Consider the following 22,415-nt stretch of genomic DNA (forward strand, 5'->3'; position numbering starts at 1 on the left):
TATGGTAATCACCCATTTTTTATCCCAAGACTTCTTCATGAAATTTTATATTATCCTCCCGTTCTTTATCTAATTGCCTATAATGAGATACAGGTAACAATAAATTTACTTTCCGACCATCAAGTTTAATAATTCTTGCCGGTGAGCCGACTACTGTGCAGTTTTCCGGAATGTCCCGGTTAACAATCACAGTTTGAGCGCCAATTTTACTATTGCTGCCGACAGTCACAGGTCCAATGATTGTTGCACCATGCCCGATAAATACATCGTCGCCAATAGTGGGATGCCGTTTTTTTTGTTGTTTTCCGGTGCCCCCCAGTGTAACAGCATGATACATAGTACAGTTCCGGCCAATCACTGCCGTCTCGCCAATTACCACTCCACAGCCGTGATCGCAAAAAAATCCTGGTCCGATTTTGGCTCCCGGATGAATCTCAATGCCGGTAAGAAACCGCATTAATTGAGAAAATAACCGGGGAAGAAATGGCACCCCTAAATGATAAAGCGGATGAATAACATAGCGGTGTACTGTGATAACATGCAGGGAAGGATAGAGAAGAATCTCAATATTTCTGCAGGCAGGATCTTGTCTGTAAATAGCCTGAATATCTTTGATCAGTGCTATCATTGGTGTTATTTGTCAACTCCTTTCTAACACAATTTTTTTACAGGAACATCCTTTTGTTGCCTCAACTATATTTTTTATGGTGATTTTTAAATGACTGAATATCTATACGTAGATCTGTTTTAAAAGGATAAACAATTGAGCACATATACTTGCCAATACTAAATGAAATAGCTTTATATTGAGAAAAATTCTTGTAGTAACATGTGATAAAATTTTCACAAAAGTTGATCTTTGCTACCTCAAAAAGTTCAAATGGAGTCATCAAGCCGGTTTTCAGCACCTTTGACAGTGCTTCTTTGGCTGTCCACAAAAGAGCTAACCCGACATCATATTGAATTACTGCCGGAACAATTAATGTGTTTTCAAATGCGGTGATTTGTCCAGCCAAAACAGCTCTTTTTAAGGGGTCAATCTTTTCCAGGTCAATTCCCATGGGATGTACTTCCGGAAAAGCAATTGCCATTCCATAATCCTCACAGTGAGTAATACTTACTTGCGTATTCTGTTTTTCGCATATAACAACCGGTTGAGAAAAAACTCCAGATTGCACAAGAATACCATTTAACTCTTGTTCACCGGTTAAAGCGGCAACCGCTTGCTTAGCAGCAAGGCGCCCCACAAGAAAGCTTCTAATCCGCTTGGTAACTTTTAACGTCTTGTATTCCCTACATTCTTGATGATGCAAATGTTGAATTGGCTCATCATAATTAGTGGTACACGCAAGATAACAATAGCATAAAGTGGCTTTAAACGTATTTTCCGGTCTAATTAGGGTTAGATCATCAATATAGGTAACTATTTTTACACCTCCTTCCAGTAATAAAAATCTCAGCTAACAAAAAGAGTCACCAGTTTCCAATTTGTCGCTTCAACAACAAACTGAAAACTAGTGACCTTCAAGTCACACAAGTCCGGCTAAGTTCCTTATATCGGGCAATGTATGTACTTTAATTGATCTTCAGACCAATCCAATTCACAATATCCATAATACGATATATGTTTATCCGACAAGATTTCGATTTCTTTTTGATTATAGTTGCATACTAAACACTATGCAATCCGTATGCTTTCAATACTACCTGCTAAACAAAAAAAATTCCTTTAGCAAAAAAAAATGTCAAAATATTAATTGTTTTTACCTAAATGTGTTTCATCATTTTTTTCTATTATTGTATAATACTGGACAAAATTTATTAATAACATTATAATAAATAGATAATATAATAAATCATGAAGATTTATTGAATATTATTTCTTTTTCAAAAACTAAATATAATGAAAATACTGGTATGAAACAGTTTGGAAAGAATGTCTTTCCTTCGTTTCATACTTTTGTTTTTGTTTGTAAAAAATATCTTTTGTATCATACTGCTATTAAGGTCCCATGTACTTGATTCAAACGTGAGGTATGGAAATGAACAATATGCCACATATTTCTTGTCCAAATGATTACTATGCAAAAATGAAAAAAATCGGTTTTTTAAGGCAAAATTCCCATAATCCTTATGGATTTGAAATTCCAGAAGAATATGGTACCGGTCAAATCACACGCTACAGTTATGAAAGTGGCCTAGATGTTTCCTGGGCAACACTATGTCTAAAAAAAGATTTTTCTTTTGCCGTTCAAATAGAAAAAAAACTTATGTTTGAAATAACTTATATCACATCTGGCTATATAGAAGTATACGATTCTTACAAAAATAAGTCATACCAAATTAAAGAGGGAGAATATTATATTCATTTAGCACAAGACCGCAAAAGCCGGTCAATATATCCCACTAATGTAAATATAAGTTATATCAACATTATTATTTCCGAAGACTTTTTTTGTTCACAAGACAAAAAAAATCTAATTCCTGAAATAAACAGCTTAGGTACATTTTATCGTACTTATATCTGTCCAATAGAAACACACGCAGACATTAAAGCCATTATGGAAAGAACTATTAAGTGCTATTACACTAATGAACTTGCCCGTAAGTTATTTTTCCAAGCCACTACGCTTGAGCTCATATCCGAATGGATGACACATGTGCATTTTATTCAATCTGCTCAAGAATTATCAAACCTTATTTTAACAAGTGATGATATTAGATTACTCTATCAAGCCAAGCAAGAACTTTTTGAACAAATGTCTCATCCCCCTTCAATTAAACTGCTTGCCAAAAATCTGTGTTTAAATACCCATAAGCTCAAATTAGGATTTAAAGTTCTGTTTGCAAACACACCTTATGGATATTTGCGAGATATACGACTGGAAAAAGCAAGAGTATTGCTGAAAAATACTGATTGCAGCATCGGCAATGTGGCATCCCAAATTGGGTATAATATCAGCAGTTTTGTCACAATTTTTAAGAAAAAATACGGGGTTACGCCGAAACAATACCGTAAAGAATTTAAAATAGCTATTGGTAACACTGGCACTTCTTCAACAGCCAAAGAAACTGGATATCCTTCTCCAAAAACAGTTTTGTGCTCATTACTTCTTTCCTCCCTGGTTTGAATATTCCGTGCGTGGCGTACCGCTAATCCGCACAATGATACCGGCACTCCATGGCAATGATACCACCACTTCGATTCCCTAATCTACCGCAATCGTACCATCAGTCCATGACAATGATACCGGTTTCCTTTATCTTACTAGTAAGAACCATTTGGTTCAAATCTAAGATAAAGGAGACCATCACTATGGCAAACAAAATCAAAGTCAAACTGATTTTGGAACTGCGGGATGCACACATGTCTCAGAACAGCATTGCTGCCACTCGAAACATGTCAAAATCCTCCGTCAGCGAAGTATGCCACATCGCTGATGAGAAACAGATCCGCTATGACGATGTTAAAGAATTGGCTGAAGATGAAGTCTATCAGATGTTCTTCCCCAACAAATACTCGGATCTAAGCCAGCTCTATGAATTACCGTCGTATGATCAGGTTCATGACGAACTCAAAAAGGTAGGTGTTACCTTAAAACTTCTCTGGAAAGAATACAAAGCCGAGTGCGAAGCAAACGGAAGAATACCAGTCGGATACTCCAAGTATTGCGAAGATTACGGCCAATACGTTGCAGAGAAGGCGCTTACCAATCATCTTATCCATAAGCCGGGAATCCGGTGCGAAGTGGACTGGAGCGGACCTACCATGAAATTTATGGATCCGGACACTGGTGAGCTCATAAAGGTTTACCTGTTTGTAGCGACTCTTCCTTACAGCCAGTATTCTTATGTTGAGCCCTGCCTTGATATGAAACTGAATACCTGGCTCAGATGCCATATCAACATGTATAAATTCTTTGGCGGTGTGCCTGTGAGAACTGTATGCGATAACCTCAAGACGGGCGTTATCAAACACCCAAAAGAAGGAGACATCCTCCTTAACAGCGCATATGAGGAACTTGGCAATCACTACTGCACCGCTATCATGCCTACCGGCGTCCGCAAACCCAAGCAGAAAGCCTCTGTAGAAGGGACGGTCGGTAAAATTGCCACTGCGGTCATCGCAAAGCTCAGGAATGAAGAATTCCATTCCTTCGGTGAACTCAGGATTGCAGTGAGCAAAGCATTGGCTGAATTGAATGAAGCGCCGTTTCAGAAGCGGGAAGGCAGCCGCTACCTCGTGTATGTGGAGGAAAAACCCTATCTGCATGAACTGCCGGCAGTTCCTTATGAGATCTGCGAGTGGAAGCATGGGGTAAAGGTTTATCCTGACTGCCATATCGTGTTCTGGAAAAATCATTATTCCTGCCCGTTTCATTATCGCGGCAAGGAAGTAAGTGTACGGATCACGGATACGCTTCTCGAAATCTATTACAATCACGAGCGCATTGCCACCCATCCAAAGTTCCCCGATTACCGGAGCAACGGATGGAGCACGCACAAGGAGGATATGCCGGATGCATACAATCAGCCTGAAATGGATGAAAACCGCATCAAACGCTGGGCTGCGTCCATAGGAGAAAGTACGGCGGAAGTCATTGACCGTATTTTCCGTAGCGTAACTATAAAAGAGCAGGGCTATAATTCGGCCCTGTCGGTGTTACATCTGGCAAAGACGTATTCCGAAGAGCGTCTGGAAACCGCATGTGAAATCGGCCTGTCCAGTATACGGGTGCCCCGTTACCATCATCTTAAAGCCGTTCTTTCCGGCAATCAAGATAAAATCTATCTTGCCCAGAAAGAAGAAAGCGAAATCCGTCAAAAGAATAGTGAGGTGCGCGGATATGTCCGCGGTGCCGCTTATTATGGAGGATACGATGATGATAAATGAGGAAACCCGCCGCAAACTGGAAGAACTCAATCTGAGCGAAATGATGCGTGGACTGGAGCTCCAATCCGGTCAACAGAGCTGCCAGACCCTCACTTTTGAGGAACGCATGCAGCTCCTGGTTGATTATATATACCAGGAAAAATATACAAACAAAGTGAAACGTCTGACGAAACTTGCAAAGTTCCGCTTCCCACAGGCCAATGTCGATGATATCTACTACACAGACCGTCATCTTGACCGGGACAAGGTACTTGGCGTTGCTAGCTGTCAGTTCCTGAATTCCAATACGAATATCATTATTGACGGTTTCACGGGATCAGGCAAGAGCTATTTAGCCTGCGCATTTGGCAAAGCTGCCTGCAGGTTGGGATACAGAACTAGATACATCCGGATGCCGGATCTGTTACAGCTGCATGATGAAGCCGCTACCACTGTCACTGGCGTATCAAAACTCCTCAAGAAGTTTGAGAGTTACACACTCCTGATTCTGGATGAATGGCTTATCGATGATCTGTCACGCCAGCAGGAACATTTCCTGTTCGAACTGATTGAGCGTCGTTATACTGACAGAAGCACCGTATTCTGTACGCAGTATCGAATTGAGGATTGGCACACACGCCTTGGTGGTGGAATCCATGCGGATGCGATCATTGACCGCATTGTGAATAATTCCATTCGGATTTATTCCGGCGATCTGAATATGCGCAAGGTAAAGGTTAACGAGTAACAAAAAAGCTGTGTTGGGTACCGCTCTTCGGAGCGGTACTGACCAGCGGACTACCAGTACGCTTAGCATGGACAGACAGTATCTATAATTGCGATTCGCGGTACGAATCGTGCGGAATAATCACTGGTTTACTATTCCAACATTTACAAGCCTTTTAGCTACATGATTTTTAACTTGGTTTAGCCGGCTTGTTTTCACATTCTCAACAACCCGCCCTTCATGCATGAAAACAATGCGCCCGGCAACTTGCTTAATCGCATCTAAATCATGTGATATCATCAAAAAAGCCAGCCCGCTCTCCTGGTGCAACTTTCGCAGCAGTTCCAAAATTTGCTCCTGGATCACCACATCAAGGCTGGACGTGGGTTCATCAAGAATAATAAATTTCGGCTTCAGAATGATTGTCCTGGCCAGACATATTCGTTGAGCCTGGCCGCCGCTAAGTGTTTCCGGTTTTGCGTTAAGGAGGTTGGCCGGCAGTGAAACAGCGGCCATGATTTCCCGGATTTGTTCCTGCCGTTTTGCCGGCGGCATATCTGTCAGATAACGGAGCGGTTCTTCTAATATCTGCTCAATCTGCCAGCGTGGATTCAATGCTGCTGTGGCATGTTGAAACATGATTTGTATGCTGTGGTAAAATTCCCGTTTATCCTGATAATCCGCGTAGCTGCGGCCTGCCAAATACATGTTGCCGCTTTCCGCTCGTTCCAGCCTAAGCGCCAGACGGGCTAATGTCGATTTGCCGCAGCCGCTTTCTCCTACCAAGCCAACAAACTCTTTTTCCCCTACCTGCAACGATACATCGGATAAGACCGCATGACGCCGGCTTTTAAACATTCCTGCCCGAGAGCTGTATGATTTATTTACATTTTCCGCTTGCCAAATCAAAAGTTTCACCTCATCTTCGGATACAAGCCCAGCCGGACCGCCCATCACCCTGCCAAGCCGGTTTTTCATACCGGCAGCCTGGCTGAGCATATCTACAACGCGGTTGAAATACGCAGCCCGTTTGAGTTTTTCGTTCTTCATCAAAAAAGCTACCATGTTTGTCAAATCCTAATAGCAGCCGGGTATACGGATGCCGCGGCTGGGAAAGCACGTTACGAACTGCTCCGGTTTCGACAATACTTCCCCCATACATAACAGTCAGCCGATCTGCATAGCGTCCCACCAGCGGCAAGTCATGCGCAATCAACAGCACTGCCATGCCTCTGTCCTTTTGCTGACGTTTGATTTCATCCAGTAATGCCACACGCATCCCGGCATCCACCGCGGTAGTCGGCTCGTCGGCTACCAGCAAGGACGGCTTCAGCGCAACCGCCATCCCCAGCAAAACCCGCTGACACATACCGCCGCTTAACTCATGCGGATAAGCGCATAAAACACGTTCGGTATCCTTAAGTCCCACTTTGTGGAGAATTGCAGCACTCATATTGCATGCCTGCCGGAAATCGACTCCCAAACGCAACCGGAAGACCTCCCCCAACTGGGATAGGATAGACCGGACAGGGTTTAGCGCCGCAACAGGCTGCTGGGGCATAAAACCGATATGTTTTCCGTACACATTTGTCATAGCAGCATCAGCTAACTCGTCCAGCCTCTGACCCTGAAACCAAATACTGCCGCTTGTCTGCGTGCCATTGGCCGGCAGCAACCGCAAAATTGCCCTGGCAAAACTGCTCTTACCACTGCCGCTTTCACCGATTACACCCACAAACTCACCGGCACTAACCGTAAGATTTACGCGATTTACGGCAATTACATATCTCGCAGCCGTATGATAGCAGACACTCAGATCATTAATATTAAGCAAGACACTGCTACTGAACATAAGCTTTCTCCAACCCCCGATATACTTGCCATGCACCTACTGCATTCTCATAGCCGATGATATTTTTCTTCATAGCCGCGATACTGTTCCTTTCTTACCCGCAACTAAAAAAAAGCATATCCATTTGTTCATCGTCTTTACCCCTTTCTGTTGCATTACCCGGCTTTCTTTACTTGCTGCTGCAGCATTTCCCCAAATACCTGCAGATTTAGTACAACGCCCATTATGGCGAATCCCGGCCATAGCATTAACCATGGGGCAGCCTGCAGATAAGCTTTGCCGTCGCTAAGCATGGCCCCCCATTCCGGTACAGGCGGTTGAGCGCCCAGACCCAGAAAAGACAGTCCGGCTATGCTGAGGATGATCCGGCCAAAATCCAATAGTGCTAAAACCGCAAGCGTTGGCATAACCGCCGGCAAAATATGCCGCCGCAAAATAGTCCCCTGCTTTGCTCCCGCCGTATGTGCCGCTGCAATATAGGTACGTTCACGCAGACTAAAGGTCATATTCCGTACGATACGGGCATAACCGACCCAGTGCACCAACGCTAAGGCGATTGCAGCATTTTTCAAACCAGGGCCAAGCAAGCCCGTTATCGTCAATGCCAATATCAAGCCTGGGAACGCCATAACTCCATCCAGTATCCGCTGGACAATGCGGTCATACCAGCCGCCGGCAAAGCCGGCCAATAGCCCAATGAAAGTACCGGTGGCAACCGTACAGGCCAAAACTGCGCCGGCCGCAGCAAGCGTATTTCCTGTTCCCCATAACAGACGCGACAGCAGGCAGCGTCCTAACTGGTCGGTTCCTAACAGATATTCACTTGAAGGCGGCTGCAATCGTAAGCTGATATCCGCATGCAGCGGGTCGTGCGGAGCAATGTAAGGAGCAAATAGGACAACAAACAGATATAAAGCCAACAACCCCACATTAAGTGACAGCATAAGCTGTTTCCAGCTTCCTGCATTTTCTATAACTACTAACACTTTGTTTGTCTGACAGTTCATGTCCGTAACTCACTTTCCAAACGCATCCGGGGATCAAGGTACACGCAAAGCAAATCAATGCCTATATTCACAAAGGTATAGGCCACCGCCATCACCAGGATATACCCTTGAATGATGGGATAATCCCGGTAGAAAATAGCATCCATAATCATTTTGCCAAGTCCGGGCCAGGCAAAAATACTTTCGATAATAACCGTACCGCCCAGCATATACCCAAACGTTGTTCCCAATGAAGTCACTACCGGCACCAGGCTGGGCAGCACAGCATGGTACAGCAGCGTCTGCCATGTTGTTAAGCCTTTGGCTTTGGCATAAACAATAAAGTCCTGCGACAGTACGTCCAGCAGACTGTTGCGCAGCAGGCGGGCATGAACAGCTGCCGTTGAAAATCCCAGCGTTACCGTCGGCATAATAAGATTCAGAAAATCTCCCCGGCCAACAGCAGGCAATACCTGAAGCTGTACCGCAAAAAAATAGATAAATACCAATCCCAGCCAATAGGAAGGTACCGAGACAGCCAACAAGGCATAAATTCTGCTAACATAATCCGGTAATTTGTTTTCATATTTAGCCGATAAAATGCCCAAGCCAAAGGCAACCGCCAAAGAAAAAAACATCGCCGCAGCCGTTAACTCCAGAGTTGCCGGCATATGTTGCAAAATCTCTGTTGCTACCGGCTGCCGGGTATAGAAAGAGACCCCCAGGTCACCCTGACAGACCTGCCACAGCCACAAAAAATATCTTTCCACAAAGGGTTTGTCCAGATAAAGCTCCTCCCGGATAGCTGCCACCGCTGCCTGCGTAGGGTCAATACCCCGCTGCTGCAGAAGCAATACCGCCGGGTCGCCGGGCGTTAACTGCATAATAGCAAAACAGGCAAAAGTAACAAAAACAGCCGTTGGTATAAGTCCGGCCAACCGCGCGAAAATATACCGTCTCATACTGCTTTTACACACTGCATAAAATAATCAAGCAATGAAAATCACCAACCGTTTCAAAAATATAATAGAAAATTCAGTTAATAAAACACCTTCCCTTCAGAATTAAAAAAGGTCACCTGTTTCCTTTTGTTTCTTCAACAGAAACTGAAAACTAGTGACCTTCAAATCACACATACTTTTATTGGTCTTCAGACCAATAGAATTCAAAATATCTATTTATCCGACAATATTGCCGGGTTCTCTTTAATTATAGTAATATGATAAACACTTTGCAATCCATATGCTGTCAATACTACCTGCTGAACAAAAAATACTCCTATATTAACAAAAAAATACCATTAATCCCTCCTAGACCACCACGGCTTTCAAGAAAATTATTTACTTATTACATAAGCACCTGGTCTTGATTAAAATTGATACTTACAGGAAATTCCATATGTTCTTCCTTCCATCGGATAGCCGAACGTTTCACTATATCCCTTATTAAAAATGTTATCAATAAACAGGCTAACCTCCGTATTTTTATTTAGCATCCGGCTGGCACTAACGTTAACTGTTGTATATTCAGGTAATGATACCAATTTGTTGGCGACACTGCCATTTTTCGTGTACCGGTAAATAGTCTGTTGTTCTCCCACATAGCGGGCACTCATTGCAATTTGTGTATTATTTGCCGTTGTATAGCGGAAACCGACATTTACCTTATCGCGGGGATGATAATCCAATTCATCGCTTAAATGAAGAGTATCATAGCGGTCACCCTGTTTTTTAGTCTTTTGATAGGTATAATTAGCAAAAACACTTAAATTATCCCGCAGTTTATGCTCCCCAGCCGCTTCAAACCCCCAGATTTTAGCTTTGTCAATATTATATATCATATATTGATTGGTACTGCCGGCACTTTTAAAATTGTTGTAAATATAATCGCCAATTTCACTATAATAGCCGGAAATTCGATAATTGGTCTTATTGCTGACTTTTTTCTTAAGACCAATTTCGTAAAATCTGCCGTCTTCAGCTTTTAATTTGATATCAGGATAATTTTTCATATATCCCTCCGACCACCAATAAAATTCGGGCAAAGTCGGCACCCGGTAGCCTCTGTTTACAGATAGATAGCCCACTGTTTTGGGATCGAACTGATAACTAGCCTCAAACTTCGGACTGAAGGCACTGCCGTCAATAGGTCTCATTTTGACGTTAGGATCTCTGTCTGAACGGCCCTCATATTTATCGTAGCGCAAGCCAAACAAGTAGGTTAGCTTGGGATTTGCTCGATATTCATCCTGCAAATACGCTCCTTCGACATCCATCTTTTCCGAAGAAAATTCATTAGGATAGGCATAGGCCACTAAGGCCGGGTCAATATAATTATTGATGATGTCACCATAACCAATATCCCGGTGTTCCCAGCCATATGTCAATTTATGAGTTCCTATGTTTTTTACCTGTTGTAAAGACCACCCCTGAGACCGGTCAGTTCCAGTCTTCCGGTTAAAAATCAGTTTATTGACCTCTACGGCGGAATAATTATAATCTTTACGGTCTTCGTTGTTCTTAAACCATTGCAATTTCCAAAAACCATCGCGGGTAGGCTGACGGTAAGAGATATCATAATATGTTTTTGTTTTATCCGCGTAGGCGCGGGAATTAGGGCTGCAAACCGGCGGCCCCCCCAGCGGGATGCTTTCACCATCGGCCAGCGGGTAAGCCGGGTCTATTGGTTCATAATACAAAGGACTGTCAGGATCTTGCGACTGACGGTTATTCATAATATACCCGCGTTTAGTTCTTGTCGATTGAATACCAACAGTCAATTCTTCTTTAGTTGGAAAAGAATAGGTAGTCTTAAGAGAATAGTTTTCACTGTCAAAATAATTATTACGCAAATAAGCATCCCGTTTATCTTTACCGGCAGTAATCACGTAGCTTAAATTACCTTGTTTGCCACTATGTTCGAATTGATATCTCTCCAGATTTTTGCTGCCCCACATGGTTTGTAAACTAGTATATGGTTCCAGTCCGCCTTTTTTGGTAATAATATTGATAACTCCACCCAGCGTATTGCCATAAACGGCAGACTTCGGTCCCCGAATTACCTCTATCTTATCTACATTGTCCAAAGGGAAAGTTCCCCAATCCACATAACAGCCACCTACAACTCCAGCAGAGTTTACCGGTCTGCCATCAATCAAAACCAAAAATCGCGAACCGTCAAAGCCCCTTAGTTTTACTGTATCTTGGTTGTCGCCGACTACGGCTCGCCTCACTATGTCCACTCCTACTAAATCGGTCAATAAATCGGAAACATTAGTGGCTTTACCGGGTTTGACGATTTTTGTACTGACTATGCTGCCTTCGCTTTGTTCCACCTGCTTCTCAGCATCGGCGATAACAATAATCTGTTCCAAATCAAAGTTAGCTATTTCTTCCGCCTGTGCAAGGGAAAATACTCCGCAAATTCCAAATCCCAACACCATCGTACAGATTAAAACCTTTTTCTTTGTATGCATTCTGCATCACCACTTTTTCGCATCTTTTTATAAAGCCTACCGGATGAAGTCATACCAGTTCGTCCAGTAGGCTTTATTTTATATCTTATTTTTCAGTTGCTGCTATATCCTTATCTGTAAACATTTCACGGTATTCTGCATACCTTCCGCCAAAAACAGGGCGAGTAAACCACATACCCTTATCTCCCAGCATGGTAGATAAGGGCTGAGCCTTCTCGTAATCCATTTCACCGGCTTCATTGAAACTCTGTTGGTCAACTGCCAAATTAACTACTTTCCCAATTACCAAAGAATAATTTTTTCTGGTAATCTCCTCTACCAAAGTGCACTCCAGCCAGGCCAGGCAGCCCTCTACACCCGGAACCTGAACTTGTTGCGACAAGTGCGGCTGTAGGTTGGCTTTAACAAATTCATCTACCTCTGGCGGATAATCCCGTGAACAAATCATAACCTGCTCACTCATGCTGGCTGGTGGAATATTAACAACGAATTCACCAGTGTCTCTGATATTGGTAAGTGTATCCCGCTTAATCCAGGAGGCCAGAATAATTTCATCCAGCGGACGCAGAATTGGCGTGATATTGGACCAGGGTGCCAAGTTAAGCACACCGTCTTTCCCCCGGGTGGAAATCAAAACAACCGGCAAAGGGAAAACCTGCTCCCGTTTATGTGGTGACATGCACCTAACGTTGCTACTCGTCATTTTTTCTCTCCTCTTATTAATTTTGCCACAAATCCAACTTCTTCCACGGATTTATCGATGCCCCAATGTAATCGCCAGGCGCACTCCCCTGATCCAAATCGAATTCTTTAATTACTGTCACATACCGGGCGTAATCACTTAGATGACGATTCATCCACAAGTCACACTGCATATAATCCCGCCATGCATTAATGCCGCTTTCCTTGCACAACTTATCCCAGTCAAAACCTAAGACCACACCTTTGCCGGTTTTTGTCTTTTTGTTGTACACAAAGTATAGGCCGGTAGCATCCTTTGCCTCAGGTACGAGACACTGTTTATCGCTGTCAGACAGCGGATATACTTCCATACTATGCTTGCCAACGGTACAATTCAGCATAACCTGAAAAGCATCGTCTTTGCACCAGGCAGGACTGGCAATAATATGATACGACTGGTTATCTGCCAATGGATATTTATTCAGTAAGAACTTAGCAAGATAATACCCGGCTGTTACCCCAGGACAAAAGTGGTCATGGAAAAGTGCTGCCTGCATCAAATCAGACGGGGCTTTATCTGCCCACAGATTAGCGATTGAAACCAGGGAAAACTCTCTGCCATTAAAAATTCTGTTTTTTAGCTTCTCGTCCCATATTTCCGGGTTGGCGATAAGCTTTGAAGCCATAACAGTTTCCACAGCTTGATGAGCAAACAAATTTTTCTTAGCAAACATCTGGGTAAAACTTGTGCCGCCAATCTTAGTATTTTTATCAACTTCCAGGTAGGCGGCCCGGCCACTCAGACTGTCATAAACAAAAAAATAGAGAGGTGTAAAGCTAGCAGAATGAACAGTCAACAAATTGCCTTTTCCTACAGTGCAACCGGTAACTGCCGTAAGCGCATCCAGACAGGGAGCCGAAATTTGGTCATCAACCTTCGCATAACCGGCATTGGTAACTACAAGTAAATTTTTTGCATCAGGATGCCCAAGCTGGTTCAATGCCTGATAACCAGCCTGCAAAGCAACAGCATGAAACGAGTTAAACTCAGATTTATCCACCAATATAGCTAGCTTTTGGGCCATGTCACTTTCTGTCTTTACCTGGCTGGCCATAGTAACCAGCGGTACACCAACTAGCAATGATATACTAAAAATGGTCACCAAAATAGCTCTAATTATCATTTTCTTCACCTCCTTTCCTTGCCTAATTCTAAAGAAAAAAGGTCACTTTCTTTTGGCTTATTGTTTCAACAATAAACCAAAAGAATAATGACCTTTTGTTGCTTCAGCAACAAATCCGGATTTGCCGATTTTCAAATATCTTATAAATTTAACAGTCCTTCTAAATCTCTGCCGTATTTTCTTAATACCGGTTCTTTAAAATCTGAAATCAATCTATTAATGTATATATCATGTCGTATATAAGTATCTAGTATTCTAATAATGCCTTGGTTAGAAGTATTATAACCCTCAATTTTTTGGTCCTGATTCTTAAAAGCAAACATTCCATATAAATCGTCAACTACCATGATAAACTCGGAAGAGTGCAGATTTTCCACTATTTGTGACGGGTCATGCGTAAATACTTGTCCTACCGATATTATTCTTTCACTCATTTGATTACTTATTATTTTTACGTCACGTTTGATTGCAGCTTCCAATTGTTTCTGGACATGAACACCATCATCGTACCAGAAACTAATCATAATACTTTTTTCCGCTTTATCTATTAATTCTCCGGCCTTGTCCATAAGGTTTTCATAACCTTGAATCTGCCAAAGCCAATTAGGATATTTATTTTGACTTATGGAGTCTTTATGTTCAAGTAGATAATTACTGATTTTTTTATACTTTTTCACATTATTACTTACGAAATCTTCCAGCGGTAATGGTTGATACCGAACAGGATTATCCCCGGAAGGATATATCAGTCCTTTATCAATTAATGCGCTTAGTGTTTCATATACTTTAGGGCCAGGAACACCCGATATTTTCTGGATCTCATTGCCATAACTAAGGTTATTGCGCAGTACTGCCAGATAAATTTTGCCCTCATATTTTGGCAATCCTAGTTCATTAAAACAATGTATTACTTCATCGTCAGAAAAAGGACTTTGTTTTTTTATTGTAACCACCCTCACTATCCATTACTACCAAAGTAGTAAGTCCATATTTATATAATATATTACTTTTTTCATTTATGCAAGATAAGAGTTTCTGATATTTTTCACTTATAACATTGACACAGTTTTACAAAAAAGTGTATCATTAATATGAATATAAGAATCATGAAGATTCTAAAAGTAAGGTATGAAACCTGGGGGATTCCCGCTGGTTTCATACCTTTTTTATTTCTGATGGTGGTGTAACATGCATAGTAACTTATTTTGGGGTAAAGTTGTCCGGCTGCTGATTACGTTATTTATTATTCTAACTATCAATTTTGCTCTGCCCCGGCTAATGCCTGGCGATTCAGTTGTCACGCTGCTGGGGCAGGATGCGGCGGTTATAACCGGGTCCGATTTGGCTGAACTAAGAAGCAAATATGGTCTGGACAAACCTCTCTCTGAGCAATATTTGGCATACTGGCAAGCGTTAGCCCAGGGGGAACTTGGCTACTCTTATCATTACCGCCAGCCTGTCACACAAACAATTAAACAGCACTTAGGGTGGACACTGGCCTTGCTCATTCCCGTGGTAGTGCTTTCGTCGTTATTGGCAATTATTTTCGGTACAATCGCCGGTTGGAAAGCCGGCTCCAAAGTTGATAGTGCCATAACCTGCAGTTCGCTTTTCATGTATTCACTACCACAATTTCTCATTGCCATGCTGCTGCTCAAGGTGTTCGCCTTTGAACTACGGCTCTTTCCGCTTGGCGGTCTGGCTTCAGGCAGCAGCATTTCAGCCTTCACCTGCCTACTGGATACGGCCTGGCATTTAGTACTGCCGGTACTGGCCTTAACAGTGTCCGCTACCGCCTCCAAGCTGCTGATCATGCGCAATAGTATCGCCAAAGAGCGGCATGAAGACTATATTACTTACGCCACAGCCAAAGGACTATCCACCTGCCGCATACTTGCTGTACATCTACTGCGCAACGCTTGTCTGCCATTGCTGAGTCTCATTGCCTTGAACATCGGTTTTATAGTATCAGGGGCCTTAGTAGTTGAGATTGTTTTTTCCATCAGCGGTATGGGCACAGTTATTTACGAGGCTGCCATTTATCGTGATTATCCACTGCTGCAAGGCTGTTTCCTGATCCTAACTATATTCGTGATTTTGTCCAATACCTTGGCTGACTTAGCTTACGGTATTGCTGACCCGCGCATTTCCCGTTCACACTAACATCACGGAGGATTTTTCTATGTCATCATACCGCCACTTGTCGACTCCGGCGTACTGTGGCTTGTTTCTGTTATTGACACTGATACTGGTCGCGCTACTGGCCCCCATCTTGGCACCTTATTCACAGTCTGAGCGGTTTACGCCTTTTGCGCTACCCTCAGCGGCCCATATTTTGGGCTGTGATGATATCGGTCATGATATTTTAACTCAACTAATCCTTGCCAGCCGTGTCTCCCTGCTTGTTGGGCTCACAGCTGCAATAGCTTCTGCCGGCTTAGGCGCAGCTATCGGTATTCTGGCAGGTTACTGCCGGGGTTGTCTGGCTTACTTGCTAAACAGTATCATTGATATTGTCCTGCTTATTCCGATGCTGCCGCTCATGATTGCCTTAGCTGCTTATCTGGGGCCAAGCCTCGGCAATATCATCGCAATTATTGGCCTGTTAGGCTGGTGTTCAACAGCCCGAGTAGTTAAGTCCCGGGTGCTGCAGCTTAGAGAGCTGCCGTTTGTGGAAGCCTTGCAGGGGCTGGGCATTCCGGAATATCAAATAATCCTAAAGCATATTGTACCCAACGTGGTTGAGGTCATTGCCGCCAAGTTCATTCTCGCTGTGGCATACGCTATGCTGAGTGAGGCGGCACTTAGTTTTCTCGGGCTTGGCGACCCTTTGACGATAAGCTGGGGTACTATCCTTTATTATGCCTTTCATCGCGGCGGCTTTGTCAATGACCTTTGGCACTGGTATCTGCCGCCCGGCCTGTGTATTGCAGCTGCCACACTGGGCTTTACACTACTGGGCTTTTATCTGGAGCAACTATCCAGAGACAACAAGTTGCAGACATTAACGGAGGATTCAGCCCATGTTGCTTAGTATTGACCATATGCGCATCTCTTTTACGGTTGGCACATCAGTCCTGCAAGCGGTAAATGAAGTCAGTCTTGCTCTTGAAGGAAAAACGAAAACAGCCATTATCGGTGAAACAGGCTGTGGGAAGTCAGTATTGGCGACGGCTATCGCCGGTATCTTACCAAATAATGCCCAATCACGTGGAATTCTCACTTGGGAGAACACACCGCTATCTGAACAACTATTAAAATCTATTCGTGGTAAAGAGTTATCTCTCATTCCACAAAATCCGTTAGGCAGTCTCAATCCGGTACTAACAGCCGGCTTCCAGGTGGGCGAAGCCCTGGTAAGAGTCAGTTCTACTTTAGGGAAACGCATTATTTACAATACTACTCTTGAACTGTTTCATGCTGCCGGACTTGACCAACCTGAAACAGTCTACCATTCCTATCCTCATCAGTTATCTGGCGGTATGGCGCAACGAGTGCTGCTGGCTGCCGCCATGGCTGGCACACCCAAGCTGGTTATTGCTGACGAACCCACAAAAGGCCTTGACCTTGACACCCGCAATCAAAATGTCCTGCTCCTGCACCAAGTATTTGAGAACAGTGCGCTGCTCATCATTACCCACGACATTGAGGTGGCAGCCACTTGCCAGCATCTCATCGTCATGTATGCCGGTGAGATCGTGGAAACAGGCCAGGCCGAAGATGTATTAACTAAACCTTTGCATCCCTATACCTGCCAGTTATTAGCCGCCCACCCATCACAAGGTCTTATTCCCATTCCCGGTTTCCCAGCCAATATGACCAACCTGGCTGCTGGCTGCCGTTTTGCTAACCGCTGCGTTCTTCATGGCAAGTTAAACGCCTCTCAAAGTCTGCTTTGCCTAGCCAAACACCCCGCCCTTAAAAAATGCGGAGTAACCTCTGCTGTGAGGTGCTGGCATGCTTGAGGTTATCCAGCTAAGCAAACATTTTACCCAAGGCTTACTAAAAAAGAAAACTACTTATGCCGTACAAGCTGTCTCCTTCCAGGTGCAGCCGGGAAAAACCCTGGGGATTATGGGAACAAGCGGCAGCGGTAAGTCAATAGTGGCTAGACTAATTGCCGGCCTCATCCGGCCTACGGCTGGTCAGATTGTGTACCAGGGAACTGTTCTAACTGGCCTGTCAGCTGCCAAACTAAGACCCTTTCGTCGCAAACTACAGCTGGTTTTCCAACACCCCAGCCTGGCCCTTGATCCCCGGCAGACAATTGCCAGTGCGTTACTTGAGCCACTCTATGTCCACAAATTAATCCAATCCCGCAGCCAAGCCTTGAGCAAACTGGACCGTCTTTTACATATTACACAGCTGTCGCCAGATGTGCTGGCAAAATACCCCTGGCAAATTTCCGGCGGGCAGGCGCAGCGCATCGTTATCGCCAGAGCGTTAGGACTTGAACCTGAGGTGCTCATCGCCGATGAGCCGACTGCCATGCTGGATATATCCGTACAAGCCCAAATCCTCACCCTGCTCAAAGACATTCAGCAGCAAACAGGTCTCAGCCTGATCTTAATTTCTCATGACCCTGATGTTATCAAAGCCTGCGCTGACTACATGGTAAGCATGGTGAACGGTAAAATTGCTACTTCTGGTGTTCCTTCAGAGATTCTTACCCAGTCTGACACCATATTTTCCTTGCGCCATGCCTTGCTAAACCAAAGCAATGGAGGAATACAATGAGTCGTTTTACTACTCTCGGACTATTACTTATCCTGATTTTTACTTACTTTCTTACAGGCTGCAGCACTAATAAACAGGCATTTAGCGACAGTTCTCAGGCGATACCAGCCTTAACAATCGGCACAACCATGAAGGTGGAAGGCATCAATATTGAAGACTACTACTTTGGGATACTGCAAGCCATCTTCACCCACAAAGGACTTGTCAAGCTAGATGAAAACGGTAATTTTACCGGTGATTTGGCCAAGTCCTGGAGCACCGCAGACGGCCAAACCTGGACCTTCCTACTGCAGGATGATGTTACTTGGCATGACGGTGCCAAGGTCACAGCTGCTGATGTAAAATTCACCATTGAATACAACATCAAACACAGTGTCGAATATAGGAATCACTTTTCCCTGGTAAAATCAATCACAACTCCTGATGAAAAGACAGTCATTATCACGCTGTCCCAGCCCAATCCCCGTTTTCTTGTCAATTTGCTGGTACTTAGAACCCTACCGCAACATATCTTCGCTTCGGTGGATAATCCTGTTGCTTACAATGATCCCAAAGCAGCGATTGGCTGTGGGCCGTATAAGTTTGAAAAGTTAGACACCAATACCGGTATTGTCACTTTCAAGGCTAACACTAGCTACTATCGCGGCACACCGCCCATTCCAGAAATAAAAGTGCGGCTGTTTAAAAATTCAGATGCCCTTTATATGGCCTTACAAAATGGCGAGGTGGATTTACCCTATACCTATTCAGCAGGAACCGATCCCATCTATGCTGCCAATCTGGCTAAGAACACCCGGATAAAGCTCATGAACATTCCTAATCTGGGTGTCGGTAAAGCCCTGCTATTCAACGTCACTAAGCCCGGCATCAATGATCCGCTGGTTCGTACCGCATTGTCCTATGCCATTGACTATAACGAGCTTGTCCGTTTGTTTGCGGCCAATAACGGCATCACGCCCACTGCCGGTTTTGTCCCCCGTGGTACACCGGGATTTATCGAAACCCGCCCGCTGGAATTTAATCCTGATAAAGCCCGGCTCTTGCTGGATCAGGCAGGCTACCGTCTTACCGACAGTAATATCCAGGAAAAGGCCGGCCAACCGCTTACCTTTGAATTGCTTATCAGAAACGATATTCCGGAAAACATCCGGCTATCTGAACTTCTACAAAAATATTTTGCCAACATTGGCGTTAAACTCACCCTGAAAACTGTAGATGCCACACTATACCGTACTATCTGCGACAAAGATAAATCCCATACCAGCTTGCTATCCCGCACCACTCCCTGGGGCATGATGATGTGGGCCGGAATGGGTACAGGCTATATCGATAGCCGCAATATTGGCTGGTCCATGGTAAACGATGCCCAGTTTAAAGATCTGGTAGACAATATGAATAGCACCCTTGATCCTGAGGTGTACAAAAAACAAAGTACTGCCCTGCAGCAATATTATGCGGAAAACCTTCCGACTATCCCCCTTTATTGGGATAGTTTCATCCAACCGTATAATGCTACCCTGACTGGCTGGAAGGTAAGCCCCATGTACGGCATTCTAAATGAAGAAACATGGTACCACCTCCAAAGAATCGTACCATAATGAGAGGAGATAACATACATTATGAAAAAAAAACGTCACAAGTTAGCCCTTATGTCAGCTCTGGCAGGTGTATTGCTGACAGCTTCACCAATCTATGCCGCAACACCGGAAGACAACAGTCAACAGTTTGATTTAGACACCATTGTTGTCACCGCAACCAAAACCGCCAAAAACATTAAGGAGGTTCCCGCCAGCGTATCAGTCATTACTGCCGACGATTTAGCCAAAGCCAATATTAAAACCCTTGACCAGGCATTACACTATGTACCAGGCATATATGTGAAAGAATCGCAAGGAATGATGGGCACAAAAATTTCGCTGCGCGGCATGACACAAAGCCAGGTACTGGTACTCATGGATGGCATTCCTTTAAATAACGGCTATTCCGGCGGTGCAAACTGGGGCAATATTCCGCTAGCAATGATTGAGCGTGTCGAAGTTATCAAAGGCTCGTTTTCCTCTCTGTACGGCACAAACGCCATGGGGGGTGTTATTAATATTATTACGAAAACAGACGCAAAACCACAGACAATTGTCACCGGCGGGGTTGGCGGAAATGGTACAACTACTAGCGCTTTTTATACCAGCGGCCAAAGCGATAATAAAAAATTTCAGTATGTACTAAGTTATGACAAACGCGAGATTGATGGTTATGTGAATCAGCCTGAACAAGTGCCGGGAGGAAACCGTTACGGCGACTTTTCCACCAAAAATGAAAATACCGGTATTAAATTAATGTATGATTTCAGCGAAGGCGAATGCCTGTCACTATTGCGGACAGAAAGCAATTATACCTATGGCTATTATAACGGCGGCAAGGATAAAGGCCAGCGCAAATTGGAACTCACCGGCATTAATTATGAGAAAAAGCTGAATGATACCACAGAGCTCAAAGTGCATCTGGGCGAACAAAACTATAAGAAATACTGGCAAATTGCCGGTGGCAATGGTCCCTCTCCCAATCCTGTCAAAACCAAAGAAGCGGACATTAGCTTAAACTGGGCTGTCGATAAGAAAAACCTGCTTACCTTTGGCGTCGCCACCAGAGAAGACGAGGGTTCCCAGTATAGCAAAGCCGGCAAACTAACAGCAACAGCTACCACCAAAACCAATGCCGTCTATCTGCAGGACGAAATTACTATGAATCCCAAAAGCACCCTCTATTTGGGCGCGCGTTATGATGAATGGAAAACCAGCGACACAATAAAAAGCGGTAAAACTCTTGCCGACAGAAACATCAGCAATGTATCGCCCAAAGCTTCCTTCCATTACAAGGCCGATGACAAAGTAACCCTGTATGCTTCTGCTGGTAAAGCCTTTAATAGCCCGACAATCAATAAAGTTGTATTTGATTATAATAATCTGCAGGCCAACGCAGACTTAGAGCCCGAAGAAATGACCTCCTATGAAATGGGTGCTTATTGGTCAGCCAGCCCCAAAACTACTACTAAACTTGCATTATATAGAAATGATGTAAATTTAATTTATCAGGGTATTAGTCGCTGGCAGCAGGGAGATGCCGAAATAAAAGGCTTTGAAGTGGAAGTCAATCACAAGTTTACTCCAGAATTAACTGGCTTTATCAATTACTCTTATAATGATGCCAAATTTACCAATAACCCTAATGGTTATACCGGCAACCGCATTCCAACAGTCCCTAAGGATACACTAACTTTTGGCTGTACCTATGCCAAAGATAAATGGACGACAAATTTACTCGGACGCTATATTGGCACCGCTTATGAAGATGAAAAAAATACTTATGGGTTCATGAGTCATTTTGTTGCTGATGCCAAATTCAACTATACTATGTCGGAAAACACCAGCTTAGCATTATCTGTTGATAATATTTTTGACAGAAAATATTATCAACGTGTTGATACTTTTGATATTTATGCTCCTGGACGTGTTGTCTCGCTTGAACTAACGCAAAAATTCTAAGCCCTTCATCATTCCTCTTCTTACCTTATAATTGCTAATATTATATTGTCAACTTCATTGAGAAGTTTCTTCTTGAGGAAAAGGCTTTTCGAAGTGTATTGCCAAAAAACAGGCCTAACAGGAAACCCTGTTAGGCCTTGTATTTTCTATGGAGCGGGTGAAGGGAATCGAACCCTCGTAGCTAGCTTGGAAGGCTAGTGCTCTACCATTGAGCTACACCCGCATTATACTATAAATGGTGGAGGGAGGTGGATTCGAACCACCGAAGTCAAAGACGGCAGATTTACAGTCTGCTCCCTTTAGCCACTCGGGAATCCCTCCAGAATTAAGCTGGAGCTGGCGAGAGGAATTGAACCCCCAA

At 43.8% G+C, this 22,415-nt stretch carries 19 protein-coding genes and 3 tRNA genes (1 of these 22 only partly in view); 9 read left to right on the forward strand and 13 right to left on the reverse strand.

All coding sequences use genetic code 11. The features are described 5' to 3' along the window. Positions 1-19: 19 nt before the first annotated feature. Together epsC and AC1ECB_RS12860 are read right to left on the reverse strand one after the other, a co-directional pair. On the reverse strand, positions 20-628 hold the full coding sequence (gene epsC / locus AC1ECB_RS12855; protein ID WP_485669060.1) for a serine O-acetyltransferase EpsC: 609 nt from the start codon (positions 626-628) through the stop codon (positions 20-22). 61 nt (positions 629-689) lie between these two features. After that, positions 690-1,313 (reverse strand): 4'-phosphopantetheinyl transferase superfamily protein, encoded by a 624-nt coding sequence (locus tag AC1ECB_RS12860; RefSeq protein ID WP_485669061.1) that lies wholly within the window; start codon positions 1,311-1,313, stop codon positions 690-692. 729 nt (positions 1,314-2,042) lie between these two features. On the opposite strand from AC1ECB_RS12860, the gene AC1ECB_RS12865 reads away from it, so the two are divergent. The 3 genes from AC1ECB_RS12865 to AC1ECB_RS12875 all read left to right on the forward strand — a co-directional run bounded on the left by AC1ECB_RS12865 (position 2,043) and on the right by AC1ECB_RS12875 (position 5,621). Then, positions 2,043-3,131, forward strand: a complete 1,089-nt coding sequence (locus tag AC1ECB_RS12865) for a helix-turn-helix transcriptional regulator (protein ID WP_485669062.1) — start codon at positions 2,043-2,045, stop codon at positions 3,129-3,131. A gap of 185 nt (positions 3,132-3,316) precedes the next feature. Continuing rightward, the gene (gene istA / locus AC1ECB_RS12870) at positions 3,317-4,894 is read left to right on the forward strand and encodes an IS21 family transposase (RefSeq protein WP_485666406.1); all 1,578 of its coding nucleotides are present in this window, start codon (positions 3,317-3,319) and stop codon (positions 4,892-4,894) included. Then, positions 4,881-5,621, forward strand: coding sequence for an ATP-binding protein (locus tag AC1ECB_RS12875; RefSeq protein ID WP_485666229.1), 741 nt, complete (start codon positions 4,881-4,883; stop codon positions 5,619-5,621). Before istA ends, AC1ECB_RS12875 begins: the two co-directional genes overlap by 14 nt. Before the next feature lie 120 nt (positions 5,622-5,741). Here AC1ECB_RS12875 and AC1ECB_RS12880 read toward each other — a convergent pair whose 3' ends face one another. From AC1ECB_RS12880 to AC1ECB_RS12915, 8 genes are all read right to left on the reverse strand, one after another. Then, the gene (locus AC1ECB_RS12880) at positions 5,742-6,599 is read right to left on the reverse strand and encodes an ABC transporter ATP-binding protein (protein ID WP_485669330.1); all 858 of its coding nucleotides are present in this window, start codon (positions 6,597-6,599) and stop codon (positions 5,742-5,744) included. Beyond that, positions 6,520-7,452 carry an ABC transporter ATP-binding protein gene (locus AC1ECB_RS12885; RefSeq protein WP_485669063.1) on the reverse strand — a complete coding sequence of 311 codons (933 nt, stop codon included), beginning with the start codon at positions 7,450-7,452 and terminating at the stop codon, positions 6,520-6,522. Before AC1ECB_RS12885 ends, AC1ECB_RS12880 begins: the two co-directional genes overlap by 80 nt. Before the next feature lie 155 nt (positions 7,453-7,607). Continuing rightward, a complete protein-coding gene (gene nikC, locus AC1ECB_RS12890) occupies positions 7,608-8,459 on the reverse strand; it encodes a nickel transporter permease (RefSeq protein ID WP_485669064.1) in 852 nt (283 codons plus the stop codon). After that, positions 8,456-9,400, reverse strand: coding sequence for a nickel ABC transporter permease (nikB, locus tag AC1ECB_RS12895; protein WP_485669065.1), 945 nt, complete (start codon positions 9,398-9,400; stop codon positions 8,456-8,458). Before nikB ends, nikC begins: the two co-directional genes overlap by 4 nt. Before the next feature lie 407 nt (positions 9,401-9,807). After that, the gene (locus AC1ECB_RS12900; protein WP_485669066.1) at positions 9,808-11,913 is read right to left on the reverse strand and encodes a TonB-dependent receptor; all 2,106 of its coding nucleotides are present in this window, start codon (positions 11,911-11,913) and stop codon (positions 9,808-9,810) included. A gap of 85 nt (positions 11,914-11,998) precedes the next feature. Next, complete coding sequence (locus tag AC1ECB_RS12905; RefSeq protein WP_485669067.1) at positions 11,999-12,616, reverse strand: flavin reductase family protein; 618 nt, start codon at positions 12,614-12,616, stop codon at positions 11,999-12,001. A 16-nt stretch (positions 12,617-12,632) separates the two neighbouring features. Beyond that, positions 12,633-13,778 carry an FmdE family protein gene (locus tag AC1ECB_RS12910; RefSeq protein ID WP_485669068.1) on the reverse strand — a complete coding sequence of 382 codons (1,146 nt, stop codon included), beginning with the start codon at positions 13,776-13,778 and terminating at the stop codon, positions 12,633-12,635. 140 nt (positions 13,779-13,918) lie between these two features. Beyond that, positions 13,919-14,731, reverse strand: coding sequence for a TrmB family transcriptional regulator (locus tag AC1ECB_RS12915; RefSeq protein WP_485669069.1), 813 nt, complete (start codon positions 14,729-14,731; stop codon positions 13,919-13,921). Between the two features lie 235 nt (positions 14,732-14,966). Between AC1ECB_RS12915 and AC1ECB_RS12920 the strand changes: the two genes are divergently transcribed. From AC1ECB_RS12920 to AC1ECB_RS12945, 6 genes are read left to right on the forward strand one after another with little or no spacing between them, the layout of a single operon-like run. Then, entirely contained in the window at positions 14,967-15,941 is a 975-nt protein-coding gene (locus tag AC1ECB_RS12920) for an ABC transporter permease (protein ID WP_485669070.1), read from the forward strand. 19 nt (positions 15,942-15,960) lie between these two features. Then, positions 15,961-16,812, forward strand: coding sequence for an ABC transporter permease (locus tag AC1ECB_RS12925; RefSeq protein ID WP_485669071.1), 852 nt, complete (start codon positions 15,961-15,963; stop codon positions 16,810-16,812). Beyond that, positions 16,802-17,743 (forward strand): ABC transporter ATP-binding protein, encoded by a 942-nt coding sequence (locus AC1ECB_RS12930; RefSeq protein WP_485669072.1) that lies wholly within the window; start codon positions 16,802-16,804, stop codon positions 17,741-17,743. Before AC1ECB_RS12925 ends, AC1ECB_RS12930 begins: the two co-directional genes overlap by 11 nt. After that, positions 17,736-18,515, forward strand: a complete 780-nt coding sequence (locus tag AC1ECB_RS12935; protein ID WP_485669073.1) for an ABC transporter ATP-binding protein — start codon at positions 17,736-17,738, stop codon at positions 18,513-18,515. Before AC1ECB_RS12930 ends, AC1ECB_RS12935 begins: the two co-directional genes overlap by 8 nt. Then, complete coding sequence (locus tag AC1ECB_RS12940; protein ID WP_485669074.1) at positions 18,512-20,113, forward strand: ABC transporter substrate-binding protein; 1,602 nt, start codon at positions 18,512-18,514, stop codon at positions 20,111-20,113. Before AC1ECB_RS12935 ends, AC1ECB_RS12940 begins: the two co-directional genes overlap by 4 nt. Before the next feature lie 21 nt (positions 20,114-20,134). Next, entirely contained in the window at positions 20,135-22,054 is a 1,920-nt protein-coding gene (locus AC1ECB_RS12945) for a TonB-dependent receptor plug domain-containing protein (RefSeq protein WP_485669075.1), read from the forward strand. A gap of 149 nt (positions 22,055-22,203) precedes the next feature. On the opposite strand, the gene AC1ECB_RS12950 is transcribed toward AC1ECB_RS12945, so the two are convergent. From AC1ECB_RS12950 to AC1ECB_RS12960, 3 genes are all read right to left on the reverse strand, one after another. Beyond that, positions 22,204-22,277, reverse strand: a tRNA-Gly gene (locus tag AC1ECB_RS12950). Positions 22,278-22,290: 13 nt separating this feature from the next. Next, a tRNA-Tyr gene (locus AC1ECB_RS12955) sits at positions 22,291-22,375 on the reverse strand. Positions 22,376-22,385: 10 nt separating this feature from the next. Further along, positions 22,386-22,415, reverse strand: a tRNA-Thr gene (locus AC1ECB_RS12960); it runs 46 nt beyond the window's last position.

Source organism: Sporomusa sp. 246TCP1, assembly GCF_057319775.1.

What these genes read in the sequence shown, in the direction of transcription:
- epsC (WP_485669060.1), bottom strand. Translation starts at nt 628, where the DNA reads ATGATAGCACTGATCAAAGATATTCAGGCTATTTACAGACAAGATCCT.
- AC1ECB_RS12865 (WP_485669062.1), top strand. Translation starts at nt 2,043, where the DNA reads ATGAACAATATGCCACATATTTCTTGTCCAAATGATTACTATGCAAAA.
- istA (WP_485666406.1), top strand. Translation starts at nt 3,317, where the DNA reads ATGGCAAACAAAATCAAAGTCAAACTGATTTTGGAACTGCGGGATGCA.
- AC1ECB_RS12875 (WP_485666229.1), top strand. Translation starts at nt 4,881, where the DNA reads ATGATGATAAATGAGGAAACCCGCCGCAAACTGGAAGAACTCAATCTG.
- AC1ECB_RS12880 (WP_485669330.1), bottom strand. Translation starts at nt 6,599, where the DNA reads ATGCTCAGCCAGGCTGCCGGTATGAAAAACCGGCTTGGCAGGGTGATG.
- AC1ECB_RS12885 (WP_485669063.1), bottom strand. Translation starts at nt 7,452, where the DNA reads ATGTTCAGTAGCAGTGTCTTGCTTAATATTAATGATCTGAGTGTCTGC.
- nikC (WP_485669064.1), bottom strand. Translation starts at nt 8,459, where the DNA reads ATGAACTGTCAGACAAACAAAGTGTTAGTAGTTATAGAAAATGCAGGA.
- nikB (WP_485669065.1), bottom strand. Translation starts at nt 9,400, where the DNA reads ATGAGACGGTATATTTTCGCGCGGTTGGCCGGACTTATACCAACGGCT.
- AC1ECB_RS12900 (WP_485669066.1), bottom strand. Translation starts at nt 11,913, where the DNA reads ATGCATACAAAGAAAAAGGTTTTAATCTGTACGATGGTGTTGGGATTT.
- AC1ECB_RS12905 (WP_485669067.1), bottom strand. Translation starts at nt 12,616, where the DNA reads ATGACGAGTAGCAACGTTAGGTGCATGTCACCACATAAACGGGAGCAG.
- AC1ECB_RS12910 (WP_485669068.1), bottom strand. Translation starts at nt 13,778, where the DNA reads ATGATAATTAGAGCTATTTTGGTGACCATTTTTAGTATATCATTGCTA.
- AC1ECB_RS12920 (WP_485669070.1), top strand. Translation starts at nt 14,967, where the DNA reads ATGCATAGTAACTTATTTTGGGGTAAAGTTGTCCGGCTGCTGATTACG.
- AC1ECB_RS12925 (WP_485669071.1), top strand. Translation starts at nt 15,961, where the DNA reads ATGTCATCATACCGCCACTTGTCGACTCCGGCGTACTGTGGCTTGTTT.
- AC1ECB_RS12930 (WP_485669072.1), top strand. Translation starts at nt 16,802, where the DNA reads ATGTTGCTTAGTATTGACCATATGCGCATCTCTTTTACGGTTGGCACA.
- AC1ECB_RS12935 (WP_485669073.1), top strand. Translation starts at nt 17,736, where the DNA reads ATGCTTGAGGTTATCCAGCTAAGCAAACATTTTACCCAAGGCTTACTA.
- AC1ECB_RS12940 (WP_485669074.1), top strand. Translation starts at nt 18,512, where the DNA reads ATGAGTCGTTTTACTACTCTCGGACTATTACTTATCCTGATTTTTACT.
- AC1ECB_RS12945 (WP_485669075.1), top strand. Translation starts at nt 20,135, where the DNA reads ATGAAAAAAAAACGTCACAAGTTAGCCCTTATGTCAGCTCTGGCAGGT.